The following is a 13351-nucleotide window of genomic DNA, read 5'->3' as shown; positions in this document are numbered from 1 at the left end:
GGAAACCATGTTCGCAATACCCGGAAAACAAGCCGTGACCATCACCGACACCGCCGCCGTGCAGATCGCCCGGCTGATGGATAAGGGCGGTCACAAGGGCCTGCGCATCGGCGTCAAGAAAGGCGGCTGCGCGGGTATGGAATACACGATGGACTACGTCGACGACGTGGACCCCAACGACGAGGTCGTGGAACAGGACGGCGCGCGCGTGATGATCGCGCCGATGGCGCAGATGTTCCTGTTCGGCACCGAAATCGACTATGAGACCTCGCTTCTGGAAAGCGGGTTCAAGTTCCGCAACCCGAACGTGGTCGATGCCTGCGGATGCGGCGAATCGATCAAGTTCGACGAGACCATCGGTTCGCAAAAGTGAGCGTCTCGGACGACGAGATCGCCCATGTCTACGAAGTGTTCGACGCAATCGGGGGCCTCTCCCATCGCAAGATGATGGGCGGGGCCTCTTTCTATTGCGAGGGCCAGATTTTCGCGATCCTGTCCTCGGACGGTCGGATTTTCCTCAAGGCCAAGGGGCCTTTCGCGGAAAGCCTCGCCGCCGAAGGGTCCACCAAGTTCGAGATGGAGGACGGGCGCGGGATGCATTACTGGACCCTGCCCGACGCAGCCCTCGACGACCCCGACCTTGCCGCCGACTGGGGCCGCCGCGCGCTTGCCGCGCTCTGACCCCTTGCCCTCGCGCCCCTGCACGTTACGGTTTCCCGCACACTGATGAGGGAGACGGAAATGCGGCGCAAACTGGCGGCTGGCAATTGGAAGATGAACGGCACGGCGGCCGATCTGGCCGAGGTCGAAGGCATCTGCAAAGCGCATAAGGGCGCGGGCGTCGACATCCTGATCTGCCCCCCGGCCACCCTGCTCTCTCGTCTCACCGACGCCGCCGGCGACGTGATCGCGGCAGGCGGTCAGGATTGCCATGCGAAGGACAGCGGCGCGCATACCGGCGATATCGCCGCCGGGATGCTGGCGGATGCGGGCGCCACATATGTGATCCTCGGCCATTCGGAACGGCGCGAAGACCATGAGGAAACCGATCAGGACGTCCGCGAAAAGGCCAAGGCCGCGCTGGCCGCGGGCCTCAAGGTCGTGATCTGCGTCGGAGAATCGCTGGAAGAACGCGAAGCCGCCAACACCCTGGACATCATCTCGGGCCAACTCGCCGGTTCGATCCCCGATGCCGTGACCGGAGAGACGCTGGTCGTGGCCTATGAACCCATCTGGGCCATCGGCACCGGCAAGATCCCGACACTCGACCAGATCGGCGAGGTGCACGATTTCATCCGCGCACGGCTCGAGGAACGCTTCGGCGCGGGTGTGGGCCGCTCGACCCGCATTCTCTATGGCGGGTCCGTCAAACCCGGCAACGCGGCCGAAATCTTCGCGGTCTCGAACGTGGACGGCGCCCTCGTGGGCGGTGCGAGCCTCAAGGCCGCCGATTTCTCGCCCATCATCTCGGCCCTTGAGGATGCGTGACCGGACCGCTACTACTTAACACGTTAAGTAAGGGAGGACGGCATGGATCACGACGAGCTGGCGCATTGGTCGAAACGTGCGGCGGACTGGGCGCGCGATTATCACGCGGGCCTGCGGGACCGACCGGTGCGCCCCGACCTCGCCCCCGGTGACTTCCGCAAGCTGATCGACGCCCCGGTGCCGGAACAGCCCGAGGCGATCGAGACCATCTTCGACGATTTCGCCCGCCTCGTCCCAGATGCCATGACCCATTGGCAGCACCCCCGGTTCTTCGCCTATTTCCCGGCCAATGCCGCGCCCGTGTCGATGCTGGCCGAGCAACTGGCGAACGCGATGGCCTCGCAAGCGATGCTCTGGCAGACCGCCCCGGCGGCGAACGAGATGGAGGCGCTGGTCGTCGACTGGATGCGCGATGCGCTGGGCCTGCCTGCGGATTTCACCGGCACGATCCACGATTCAGCGACCACCGCGACCTTTTCTGCCGTGACGACGATGCGTGAGAAAGCATTGGGGTTTCAGGGTATAGGCAAAGGGCTTTCAAGTGCCCCGACACTGCGTATCTACGCATCCGCCCAGACGCACAGTTCGGTGGACAAGGCGGTGCGCCTGTCGGGCATCGGCCAGAACAACCTCGTCAAAGTGGCCGGGAAGCCGGACGATCCGCGATACTCCATGGACCCCGCCGCCCTCGACGCGGCGATCCGCGCGGATCTGGACGCGGGACTCAAGCCTGCGGGTGTCGTGCTCGCCACAGGCGGGACCGCGATCGGGGCCTGCGACGACATCGCGGCCTGTATCGACGTGGCGCGCGCCCACGACCTGCCGACACACGTGGACGCGGCATGGGCGGGATCGGCCATGATATGCCCCGAATTCCGGGACTTGTGGGCCGGTGTTGAGAAGGCGGATTCGGTCGTGTTCAACCCGCACAAATGGCTCGGCGCACAATTCGACTGTTCGATCCAGTTCCTGCGCGACCCCGGCCCGCAAATTCAGGCGATGGGGTTGCGCCCCGATTACCTGCAAACCCCCGGCGCGGACGAGATCGTCAACTACAACGAATGGACGCTGCCGCTGGGCCGCCGTTTCCGGGCCTTGAAAATCTGGTTCCTCCTGCGATCCGAAGGGCTTACGGGCCTGCGTTCACGCATCCGCAACCACGTGGCCTGGGCGAACGAGGCACGCGACGCCATCGCCGCCCTCGACGGGTTCGAGATCGTGACCGAGCCGATCCTCTCGCTCTTTTCCTTTGCCTACCGCGACGATGCCACGACCGCGCGGCTGCTCGACACCGTGAACCGCGACGGGCGCATCTACCTGACCCAGACCACCCACGCGGGTCGCTATGTCATCCGGATGCAGGTCGGGCAGTTTGACGTGACGCGCGAGGATGTCATGATGGTGCCTGACGTTCTGAACGAGATCGCCGGGAGCCTGCCATGATCCGCCTCGTCGCCCTTCTCGCCCTCCTTTGGCCCGCACTGGCCACGGCGCAAAGCTGGCCGGTCTACGAAAACATCTACGTCAACGACTATGCGCGCATCCTGCCGGAGGATGTGGAAACGCGGATCAAGCGCCAGCTCGAAGTGCTGCGCGAGGATACCGGGGTCGAGGCGACCGTGCTGACGCTCAACACGCGCGGCGGCTTCACGCCAACCGACACGATGGAAGACTTCGCGACCGGCCTGTTCAATGAATGGGGCATCGGCGACGCGGGCCGGAACGACGGTATCCTGATCCTCGTCCTGCGCGACGACCGTCAGATGCGGATCGAGTTGGGGTCGGGCTACGGCAGCGCCTTCAACCGCGAGGCGCAGGACATCATCGACCGCGTGTTCCTGCCGGAGTTTCGCAACGACAACTATGCCGAGGGGATCGAAGACGGCACCGACGCGGTGATCCAGCGCATCGCCCGCGTCCACTGGAACGGCGAGGAACCCCCGGAACGATCCGGCGGAGACGGGAGCCCGCTGGGTTGGGTGCTGGGCACATTGGCGGTGATCGGCGGCGTCGTGGCCGCGTTTTCGCGCAAGATCATCGACCGCTTCCGCACCTGCCCCCAGTGCGGCGAACGTGGGATGCACACTACCCGTCACCGCCTGCTGGCCCCGACCCGCTCGCACACCGGCAAGGGGGAAAAGGTCACGGATTGTCCGCGCTGCGGCTATCACTCGGTCGTCCCCTACACGATCCCCATGATAACCTCGTCCTCTTCCTCGTCCGGCGGCTCGTTCGGCGGCGGGTCGAGTTCCGGGGGCGGCGCGTCCGGAAGCTGGTAGGCGAGCGATTGCCGAAATGTGACCGAAGTGACCGCCACGTCAACTGAACTTTATCCGTTCCGTGCGTTACTTTAGAACCATGACCCGTTTCGTTCTGTCAGATAGCCCCAAGGAACACCTCGCGGATGGCGTGCTTCACGTCATCGGCGTGATTGCGGCCGTCGCCGGTGCCAGCGTCCTGCTCACCTGGGCGGCACTGTCGGTCGAGGGCGCGCATCTGGCCGCGCTCGTGCCCTATGCCATCGGGCTTATCGCCACCTTCGCGTTTTCGGCCGCCTACAACATGACGCTTCATGCCCCGATCAGGGCCGTGCTGCGGCGGTTCGACCATGCCGCGATCTACCTGATGATCGCAGGCACCTATACGCCCGTGGCGCTGATCGGCGTGGGCGGCGGCTACGGCATCGCGCTGGCGGTGGCGAGCTGGGCCATCGCGCTGACCGGCGTGGTGCTCAAGGTCGTCTGGTTCGACCGGATCGAAAAGCTCGGCTTCTGGCTCTACATCGCGCAGGGCTGGCTCTGTCTTGCCGCCATCGGCCCGCTCGTCGCCGCGCTGCCGCTGGCCGCGCTGGTGCTGCTGGTCATCGGCGGCGTCGTCTACACCGTCGGCACGATCTTTTTTCACAAGGCTCTGCCCTATGCCCGCGCGATCTGGCACGGACACGTCCTCGCCGCCGCCGCGACGCATTACGCCGCTGTCCTGCTGGTCGTCCGCTTCGCCTGAGACCCGCGCGGTTTTCCGCCTGCGGATCACCCTTGCGTGACAGGCCCGCCCAACTCGCGTAGACTTGCCCCCAATCCGGGCGAAGACCCGGCAAGCCACAACACAGAGGCGACGGGCATGAAAACATACACCAGACGTGGGGTCCTTCTGGCCGCCGGGGGCGCGGGCGCGAGCCTTGCGCTTGCTGGCTGCGACAACGGCATGGGCTCGAACGCGGCGGGCACGATCGACGCACGGGTCGACAGCACGCTGAACTATCTCTTCTCCACCTATCCCGAGGCGCAGGATCTGCGGTCGAAATCGGTCGGTATGCTGGTCATGCCGCTGGTGACCGAGGCGGGCATCCTCGTCGGCGGCGCCTATGGGCGCGGCGCACTCCGGGTCGGCGGCGCGACGGTGGATTACTACTCGCAGACCAAGGCGAGCCTCGGCATTCAGGTCGGCGCGCAGCAATATGCCCACGTCCTGTTCTTCATGACCGAGGATGCGCTGGGCGAGTTCCGCTATTCCCCCGGCTGGGTCGCGGGCGCGGACATCAAGTATGCGGTTCTGAACGAGGGCGACCGGTTCTCGGCCGACACGCTGGCAGGCACGACGCCGGTTGTGGCCATGGTGTTCGGCACGGCGGGGCTGATCGTGGGCGCGACCGTCGAAGGGTCGAAATACACCCGGATCATTCCCTAAACCGCGGGGCCAGCCACGGCGAAGGCGAGATAGAGCACGAGGATCGCGGCCAGCCATGACGCCGCGATCCGCGCGCCGATGCGGGCCACCTGCCCGTCCCATCGGTCGAGGATCACACGCACGACACCGGCCAGTGCCGCCGTGGCGATATTCGCCGCGACGAAAAGGCCCAGCCGGATCGCAACCCCGATCTCGGTGAAGCTGTGCCCCTCAAGTGCCGCAGCCATGACCGCAGCCCCGGTGAGACCGGCAAAGACCGGCATCGCCGGGCCAAGGCGTTCGAGCGGCGCGATGGCCGACAGCGCGCCCAGCACCAGCCCGAAGGCGAGCGGGACGAGCGCGATCCAGAGCCCCACCAACGGTGCCAGCGCCATGCCGATCACCTGACCGATCAGGAACGCGGGCCAGGCGGCCACCATCCCCTCGGTCTTCCACAGGGCAAGGGCGACGGCGAGCGTTGCGAGCGGCAGGATCAGCGCGGGATAGCCCAGAATGACCCCGGCCCCCTCCAGAAACGCGCCATAGGCATCGGCTCCGGTGCTGAACGCGTGGGCGTTCGCCGCGCCGGGGACGAGGATCAGAGGAAGGACGAGGCGCTTCACGCGACGCCGAACAGGAACGCCGCACCGACCGCGGCGATCAACGCTCCCGCCGCACGCACGACGATCCGGCCAGCGGCGGAACCGACCAGCAGCCCCAGCGCGATCCCGCCAAGGTGCAAAAGCCCGGTGCCGATCACGAAGCCGATACCGTAAGCGAACGGGTTCGCCGCATCAGGCAGTTCGGTGCCATGCGCATGGCCGTGGAAAATCGCGAATACCCCGACGATCACGCCCGCGACCCAAAGCGGCGCACGCACCGCGAAAGCGATCAGCAGGCCAAGCACCACGCCCGACAGCGCGATCCCCGTCTCCACCGCCGGGATCGGCACGCCAAGAACGCCAAGCGCGCCCCCCACCGCCATGACCAGCGGAAAGACGACCGGCAGGATATAGATCGCAGGCTTACCGAGGAACGCGCCCCACAGGCCGACCGCGACCATCGCGATCACGTGGTCCCAGCCGAGGATCGGATGGGTGAAGCCCGAGATGAACCCGCCCACATCGCTGTCGGTATGGGCCGCCGCGACCGAGGCGACGAGCATGAGCGGCAGCGCCGCCGCGAAGGTTTTCGTGATACGCATGATCTCTCCCTTTCCGGCGGTCTGTCCGCCGATTGTTCTTTAAGTCACGCTAACGGGGGCCGGTCAGTTTCACCAGACGCGCTTTTTGGCGGGTCACCGCAGCCGCTTGATAAGCGACGAGGTATCCCAGCGGTTCCCGCCCATGTTCTGCACGTCCTTGTAGAACTGATCGACCAGCGCCGTGACCGGAAGCGCCGCCCCGGTCTGTTCGGCCTCGGCCAGACAGATCGCCAGATCCTTGCGCATCCAGTCGACGGCGAACCCGTGATCGAACTTGTCGTCCAGCATGGTCTCGTGCCGGTTGACCATCTGCCAGCTTCCGGCCGCACCGCCCGAGATCGCTTCGACCACCGCGCGCCCGTCCAGCCCGGCCTTTTCGGCAAAGGCCAGCCCTTCGGACAGGCCCTGCACCAGCCCGGCGATGCAGATCTGGTTCACCATCTTGGTGAGCTGCCCCGCGCCCGTGTCGCCCAGCCGCTTGATCGACCGGCCATAGGCCTGCATCACCGGCTCCGCCTTGGCGAAGGTTTCCTCGGCCCCGCCGCACATGATGGCGAGCACGCCGTTTTCGGCCCCGGCTTGACCGCCCGATACCGGCCCGTCGACGTAACCGATCCCGGCCTCGCCCGCGACCTCGGCCATGTCCCGCGTCACCATCGCCGACACCGTTGTGTGATCAACGAAAATCGCGCCCTCACTCATGCCCGCGAATGCACCATCGTCGCCGGTGCAGACCGCCCGCAGATCGTCGTCATTGCCGACGCAGGCCATCACGAATTCGGCACCCTCCGCCGCTTCGCGCGGGGTGGCTGCCGCCCGCCCGCCATGCTCGGCGACCCAGGCCTCGGCCTTGGCGCCCGTGCGATTGTAGACGGTTACCTCATGCCCCTTGGCCGCAAGGTGGCCCGCCATCGGGTATCCCATCACGCCAAGCCCCAGAAATGCGCATTTGGCCATCTCGCTCTCCCTTCATTGCACCTGTTGTTTGGAGCCTTTAATGAACGGGGGCAGCGGACAGGTCAACAAAGGGTCCCATGGCGTCTCTCTTCAAATGGATGGTGCGCGGTGTGAGTGCCGTATTGGTGCTCGCCGTTCTCGCGCTCGCCTTCGTCTACTACCTCGCATCCCGGTCTTTGCCGGATTACGAGGCCGAGCGGAGCGTGATCGGGCTGGAAGCCCCGGTCGAGATCGTGCGCGACAACCACGACGTGCCGCATATCTTCGGCAAGACCGACAATGATGTCTATTTCGCGCTCGGCTATGCCCATGCGCAGGACCGGCTCTGGCAGATGGTCACGATGCGCCGCACGGTGCAGGGCCGCCTGTCCGAGATGTTCGGGGACCGGACGCTCAAGACCGACGAGTTGATGCGGCGGCTCGACCTTTACCGGCTCGCACAGGCGTCGGTCGAGGCACAGGACGACGCGACCAAGGCAGCGCTCACCGCCTATGCGCGTGGTGTGAACGCGTGGCTCGACCGGGTGAACGACGAGGCGCTGGGGCGCGGCGCGCCGGAATTCTTCCTGTTCGACAACGCCATTTCCCCGTGGGTGCCCGCCGATTCCATCGCGATCCTCAAGCTCATGGGCGTGCAACTCGCCGGGCATATCGAGGAGGAGGTTCTGCGCGCCCGCGTTTCCCTGTCGCTGGACGAGGACCGGGTGGCCGACATCCTGCCCGACATGCCGGGGAGCGGCGTGGCCGCCCTGCCCGACTATGCCTCGCTGTTCCCCGACCGCCCGGACGCCACGCAGTTCGCGGCCTATGACGACAGCCCGGAGGATGCGCTGCTCTACCCGGCGGCGGACCGGGGGCTGGGCGGCGCGTCGAACGCATGGGCCGCCGCGCCGGATCGCTCTGCGGCAGGCGGCACGCTTCTGGCCAACGACCCGCACCTTGGCTTTTCGGCCCCGACCATCTGGTATCTCGCGCGGCTGGAGCTGGCTTCCGGCGCCGTCATCGGCGGCACGCTGCCCGGTGTGCCCGCGGTCCTTCTTGGCCGGTCCGCCGATTTCGCATGGGGCCTCACATCGTCCTACCTCGACGATCAGGACGTGTTCATCGAAAAGGTGAACCCCGAGAACCCCGCTGAGGTAATGACCCCGCTTGGCTACCAGCCCCTGACGCAGCGGTCGTCGATCATCCGGGTCAAGGATGCCGCGCCTGTCACGATCAACCTGCAATGGTCCGACAACGGCCCGATCATCCCCGGCAAGCACTACAACCTCGCCTCGGTCACCCCGCCCGGTCACGTCGCCGCGCTGGGCTGGACGCTGCTGGCCGGCAACGACCGCTCCATGACCGCCGCGATGAAACTGATGCAGGCCAAGTCGGTCGTTCAGGGGATCGAGGCCGGTCGTGATTTCGTGGCCCCCAGCCAGAACGTCACGATGATCGACCGCGACACCATCGCGCTCAAGACCATCGGCGCCATGCCGCGCCGCGACGCCGATCACATGACCTTCGGTCGCCTGCCCGCCCCCGGCTGGCGGGAGGAGAACCGCTGGGTCGGGCGCGAAGCCTATGCGGCCAATCCGCAGTTCGTCTCGCCCTCGGGCGGGATCGTCGGCAACACGAACAACAAGCTGCTCGAGCGGCCTTTTCCGCTCCATGTGAGTTACGACTGGGGCGACAGCCAACGCATCCAGCGGTGGGAATTCCTGATGCAGAACCGCGAGGTGCACACCCGCGAAAGCTTCATCGAGGCCCAGCTCGACATCGTGTCGCCCACCGCGCGCAACCTTCTGCCGCTCGTGGGGGCCGATTTGTGGTTCACCGGCGAAGCCGCGCCCGAAGGCACGCCCGACCGCAAGCGGCAACAGGCGCTGGACCTGCTGGCCAACTGGAACGGCGAGATGAACGAACATCTGCCGGAACCGCTGATCTACATGGCATGGATGCGCGCGCTTCAAAACCGCCTGATCCGCGACGAGATGGGGCCGCTCGCCACCGTGTTCCACCATGTCGAGCCGATCTTCATCGAACGGGTCTATCGCGACGTGGACGGTGCGAACGTCTGGTGCGACGTGGTGCAGTCCGCCCCCACCGAGACCTGCACCGAGATCGCGCGCGAGGCGCTGGACGACGCGCTCCTGTGGATCGACGAGCATTACGGCAGTTCCTATGAAAGCCTGCGCTGGGGCGATGCGCACGAGGCCACGCATGACCATCAGGTGCTGGGCGATCTGCCCGTGCTGAAATGGTTCGTGAACATCCGCCAGTCCACCTCGGGCGGCGACAACACGCTGTTGCGCGGCAAGACCTCGGGGCGCGACCCCGACCCGTTCCTGAACGTGCATGGTGCGGGCTACCGGGGTGTCTATGACTTCGCCGACCCGGATTCGTCGCTGTTCATCACCTCGACCGGGCAATCGGGCCATTTCCTGTCGCGCCATTACGACGATCTGGGCGATCTGTGGCGGCGCGGCGAATATGTGCCGATGTCTCTGGACCCGGATCTGGCCCGCGCCGCCTCGGTCGGGACGACGGTTCTGACCCCGGCCGGACCCCAGAACTGAACACTTGGTCATTTATGACGCTACGTCACGGAAAACGGCGTTTTCGCAGCGCCGCGTCTTAGCGGTTTGATCTTGTTCCGTTTTAGACCAACTGGTCAGACGAAGAATGATTCGGTCAGCAATTATTGGCCTATCCGCAATTTCGAAGGGGTAGGCAAATCGTCACGCAATCGTCATATAGCGCCTCGGTTGATCCCGAACGCTTCGCAACGCGAGGGCAACCTGCCGTCACTCACGGTAATAGGCTGGCCGTCGCCGAACGCCCTCTGGCGGCGGCCGGTCTATGCGTGGGATTTGTGGAACTGATTGGCCTGCTTGTCGGTCCAGCGCACGGTGATTTCCCACCCGTCCTCGGTCTGCACCTCGTCAAGCACCACGCCCGTTTCATGAAGCGAGGCCCGCTTGCGCCCTTCGGAAAACGGGATCAGCAGATCTTCCTCACGGGTCTCGACACTCAGCGCCGCGTCGATGGCGGGATAAAGCGCATCGACCCCTTCGCCGGTCCAGGCCGACATCGCCACCACCTCGTCCGTGCGGTCGGCCTGTGTGAGATAAGCGGCGCGGGTCTGGTCGTCGAGCTTGTCGATCTTGTTCCAGACCTCGATCAGCGGCACGTCCTCGTCCACGCCCAGATCTTCGAGAATCGCGAGCACGTCCTCGGCCTGTTCCTGCGTTTCGTCATGGGCGATGTCGCGCACGTGCAGGATCAGGTCCGCGCCCAGCACCTCTTCCAGCGTCGCGCGGAAGGCGGCGACGAGTTGCGTGGGCAGGTCCGAAATGAAGCCCACCGTGTCCGACAGGATCACCGTGCGCCCGCCGGGCAGATCGACGCCGCGCATGGTCGGGTCGAGCGTCGCGAAGAGCATGTCCTTCGCCATGACCTCGGCCCCGGTCATGCGGTTGAACAGCGTCGATTTGCCCGCGTTGGTGTATCCCACCAGCGCGACCACCGGAAACGGCACCTTGGCACGGGCGGCGCGGTGCAGCTCGCGCGTTTTCACGACCTTTGCCAGTTGCTTGCGCAGCCGGGTCAGCTGTTCGTCGATAGCGCGCCGGTCGGCCTCGATCTGGGTTTCGCCGGGGCCGCCGACGAAGCCGAGCCCGCCGCGCTGACGTTCAAGGTGGGTCCATGCCCTGACCAGCCGCGTGCGCTGATAGGACAGCGCGGCCATTTCCACCTGAAGCACGCCCTCGCGGGTCGCGGCGCGGTCCGAGAAAATCTCGAGAATCAGCCCGGTCCGGTCGAGGATCTTGACCTTCCACTCGCGTTCGAGATTGCGCTGCTGCACCGGCGACACCGGCCCGTCGATCAGAACCAGCTCGATTTCGTTGGCCTTGAGCTGTGCGGCCAGTTCTTCGGTCTTGCCGGTGCCGAACAGGTGGCCGGGGTGCGGCTTGGGCAGGCGCACGATCTGGCTGCCCACGACCTCGAGCCCCGGCAGGGCCAGCGCAAGGGACACGGCTTCCTCGAGCGCGGGCCCTGCGTCCCGCCGCTCCTGATCCGAGGTCAATTCAGGATGAATGACCCAGGCGCGCGTCGCGCCCGGCTCGCCCGTCGGTTCCAAAATCAGTTATCGTCGCCGTCGTAGAGGTTGATCGGCTGCGACGGCATGATGGTGGAAATGGCGTGCTTGTAGACAAGCTGGCTCTGCCCGTCCCGCTTCAGGAGCACGCAGAAGTTGTCGAACCACGAGATGACGCCCTGCAACTTGACCCCGTTGATGAGGAAGATCGTCACCGGCACCTTGGCCTTGCGGACGTGATTCAGGAATGCGTCCTGAAGGTTTTGCTTGTCAGCAGCCATCGCTTATTGCCCTTGTTTTATCGTGCTGCCGCAAGACGGCAGGTATCCCTAACTCTTTCAATAGTAATGAAGGCGTTAGGAATTTAAACCCCCCAAAAATAATCGCTCTGCCGAAATCTTTTGCACCCCGGTCCCCGGCTCACCGTCCACGCCGTTGCCAGACATCCGGCGACAGAAGCGCGACGATGGCGAGGAGTTCGAGACGGCCCAGCACCATCGCCGCCGACAACACCAACTTGCCGGAGGTCGACAGGAGCCCGTATCGGATCGGTTCCGAGGCGGCGAGTTCCGCCAGTTGCCCGGTGGTGGTCAGCGACGCGACCGTCAGCACGACGGATTGCTCGAAATTCTCGCCGGTGAAGGAAAACGCCATCATCACGACCGCGACCGAAAGCGTCATGAGCATGAAGAACACCCATGCCATATAGGCCCCGCCGCGGCGGATATGGCGCGCCTCGCTCCCCGACCCCGCGACCGAGTTCGGATGCACGAGTTTGTCGAGCTCGCGCCGCCCATGCTGGTAGAGCGCCCAGACGCGCAGAAGCTTTGCCCCGCCCGCCGTGGTGGCCACGCCGCCGCCGACAAGGGCCAGCCCCATGAGGATCAGGCCGGGCGTCGACAGGCCCGACCAGGCCTGGCTCGTGTTCCATGCGTTCGAGACGAAGCCGTTCGTGGTCAGGAACGACAGCACGGTGAAAACGGACCCCCAAAGCGAGGCGAGGCCGGACCACAGCGTCATCTCGCTCGCCACCTCATAGGCGCCCATGAAATGCCGGGCGAACAGAAACAGCGGCACGACGACGACGATGATCGTGGCGAGTCGCACTTCCGGGTCGTGGATGAACCGCGCCATTTCCGACCCCTGCCCGTCCCGCGAAAAGGCCAGACGGGACACCGCGAAGATCATGAAGATCGCGATCATCACCTCGCCCCCATAGCCCGACGCGCCGTTCGCGACCCCGCCCACCGGGGAAATCCCCGAGGTCGACAGCGTCGACATGGCGTGACACAGCGCGATGAGCGGCGTCTCACCGGCGAGGATCAGGCCGAGCCACAGAGTCGCCGTCAGCCCGGTGTAGATCGGGAACAGACGGATCGCATAGGTCCGCACACGGGCCGAAAGATCGGCGACCTTTTCGATCTGCGTGATCTGCGCGCCCTGCGTCGCGATACGCCGCGCCCGCACCTCGAACCCGCCAAGCGCCATCGGCGCCAGCACAGCGATGGCGCTGACCCAGACGAACAGGCCGCCCAGCCAGCCCACGGTCGCCCGCCACAGGTGGATCGAGGGCGACAGCCGCCCCGGCTCGTGAAACAGCGTGGCCCCGGTCGAGGTCAGGGACGACACCATTTCGACATAGGCGTTCAGAAACGAGGTGTTGCGCACCGCCTGCTGGAACGGGATCGCCAGCAGCAGCGGCAGGACGGTGAAGATGAACAGAAGCCCGATCAGGTGACGGCGCGGCCGGTCCGAGCGGCTTTGCCCCGCCATGGCGATGGCGAGCATCAGCGCGAAAACCAGCGACAGCATCGACCACAGAAAGAACGTCCCCGCCACGTGGTCGTCTTCCATCACCAAAGCATGGGCCGCCGGGAGCAGCATGGCCAGCGCGCACAGGCCGATGACCGTGACCAGAAGCGGAAGCTTGGCGAGCGTCTCGAACATCGCGC

At 65.6% G+C, this 13351-nt stretch carries 14 protein-coding genes; 8 read left to right on the top strand and 6 right to left on the bottom strand.

The genetic code is table 11. The features are described 5' to 3' along the window. Window positions 1-7: 7 nt before the first annotated feature. The 7 genes from FCT00_RS11720 to FCT00_RS11690 all read left to right on the top strand — a co-directional run bounded on the left by FCT00_RS11720 (window position 8) and on the right by FCT00_RS11690 (window position 5175). The gene (locus FCT00_RS11720) at window positions 8-373 is read left to right on the top strand and encodes a HesB/IscA family protein (RefSeq protein WP_008328681.1); all 366 of its coding nucleotides are present in this window, start codon (window positions 8-10) and stop codon (window positions 371-373) included. Further along, entirely contained in the window at window positions 370-681 is a 312-nt protein-coding gene (locus tag FCT00_RS11715) for a TfoX/Sxy family protein (protein WP_138423151.1), read from the top strand. The genes FCT00_RS11720 and FCT00_RS11715 overlap by 4 nt, the downstream gene beginning before the upstream one ends. Window positions 682-741: 60 nt before the next feature. After that, complete coding sequence (gene tpiA / locus FCT00_RS11710) at window positions 742-1488, top strand: triose-phosphate isomerase (RefSeq protein WP_138423150.1); 747 nt, start codon at window positions 742-744, stop codon at window positions 1486-1488. Between the two features lie 42 nt (window positions 1489-1530). Continuing rightward, on the top strand, window positions 1531-2931 hold the full coding sequence (locus tag FCT00_RS11705) for a pyridoxal phosphate-dependent decarboxylase family protein (protein ID WP_138423149.1): 1401 nt from the start codon (window positions 1531-1533) through the stop codon (window positions 2929-2931). Beyond that, window positions 2928-3767, top strand: coding sequence for a TPM domain-containing protein (locus tag FCT00_RS11700; RefSeq protein WP_138423148.1), 840 nt, complete (start codon window positions 2928-2930; stop codon window positions 3765-3767). The genes FCT00_RS11705 and FCT00_RS11700 overlap by 4 nt, the downstream gene beginning before the upstream one ends. A 79-nt stretch (window positions 3768-3846) precedes the next feature. Beyond that, the gene (gene trhA, locus FCT00_RS11695; protein WP_138423147.1) at window positions 3847-4491 is read left to right on the top strand and encodes a PAQR family membrane homeostasis protein TrhA; all 645 of its coding nucleotides are present in this window, start codon (window positions 3847-3849) and stop codon (window positions 4489-4491) included. A gap of 117 nt (window positions 4492-4608) precedes the next feature. After that, window positions 4609-5175, top strand: coding sequence for a lipid-binding SYLF domain-containing protein (locus tag FCT00_RS11690; RefSeq protein ID WP_008328674.1), 567 nt, complete (start codon window positions 4609-4611; stop codon window positions 5173-5175). Here the strand turns inward: FCT00_RS11690 and FCT00_RS11685 are convergent. The 3 genes from FCT00_RS11685 to FCT00_RS11675 all read right to left on the bottom strand — a co-directional run bounded on the left by FCT00_RS11685 (window position 5172) and on the right by FCT00_RS11675 (window position 7315). Then, on the bottom strand, window positions 5172-5777 hold the full coding sequence (locus tag FCT00_RS11685; RefSeq protein WP_138423146.1) for a hypothetical protein: 606 nt from the start codon (window positions 5775-5777) through the stop codon (window positions 5172-5174). The two genes, FCT00_RS11690 and FCT00_RS11685, sit on opposite strands and share 4 nt — an antisense overlap. Further along, a complete protein-coding gene (locus FCT00_RS11680; protein ID WP_138423145.1) occupies window positions 5774-6358 on the bottom strand; it encodes a HupE/UreJ family protein in 585 nt (194 codons plus the stop codon). Before FCT00_RS11680 ends, FCT00_RS11685 begins: the two co-directional genes overlap by 4 nt. Window positions 6359-6451: 93 nt before the next feature. Beyond that, on the bottom strand, window positions 6452-7315 hold the full coding sequence (locus FCT00_RS11675; RefSeq protein WP_138423144.1) for an NAD(P)-dependent oxidoreductase: 864 nt from the start codon (window positions 7313-7315) through the stop codon (window positions 6452-6454). 77 nt (window positions 7316-7392) lie between these two features. Between FCT00_RS11675 and FCT00_RS11670 the strand changes: the two genes are divergently transcribed. Beyond that, on the top strand, window positions 7393-9876 hold the full coding sequence (locus FCT00_RS11670) for a penicillin acylase family protein (RefSeq protein ID WP_138423143.1): 2484 nt from the start codon (window positions 7393-7395) through the stop codon (window positions 9874-9876). Window positions 9877-10157: 281 nt separating this feature from the next. On the opposite strand, the gene hflX is transcribed toward FCT00_RS11670, so the two are convergent. From hflX to FCT00_RS11655, 3 genes are all read right to left on the bottom strand, one after another. Beyond that, window positions 10158-11441: a GTPase HflX gene (gene hflX, locus FCT00_RS11665; protein WP_138423142.1), complete on the bottom strand. Its 1284-nt coding sequence runs from the start codon at window positions 11439-11441 to the stop codon at window positions 10158-10160. Between the two features lie 2 nt (window positions 11442-11443). Beyond that, a complete protein-coding gene (gene hfq, locus FCT00_RS11660; protein WP_008328667.1) occupies window positions 11444-11680 on the bottom strand; it encodes an RNA chaperone Hfq in 237 nt (78 codons plus the stop codon). A gap of 139 nt (window positions 11681-11819) precedes the next feature. Continuing rightward, on the bottom strand, window positions 11820-13346 hold the full coding sequence (locus FCT00_RS11655) for a TrkH family potassium uptake protein (protein ID WP_138423141.1): 1527 nt from the start codon (window positions 13344-13346) through the stop codon (window positions 11820-11822). Window positions 13347-13351: the final 5 nt, after the last annotated feature.

This window comes from Maritimibacter alexandrii (assembly GCF_005871115.1).
Taxonomy (GTDB): domain Bacteria; phylum Pseudomonadota; class Alphaproteobacteria; order Rhodobacterales; family Rhodobacteraceae; genus Maritimibacter; species Maritimibacter alkaliphilus.
The sequence above is the reverse complement of the archived record's forward strand: the minus strand, read 5'-3'. Positions and strand labels throughout refer to the sequence as shown.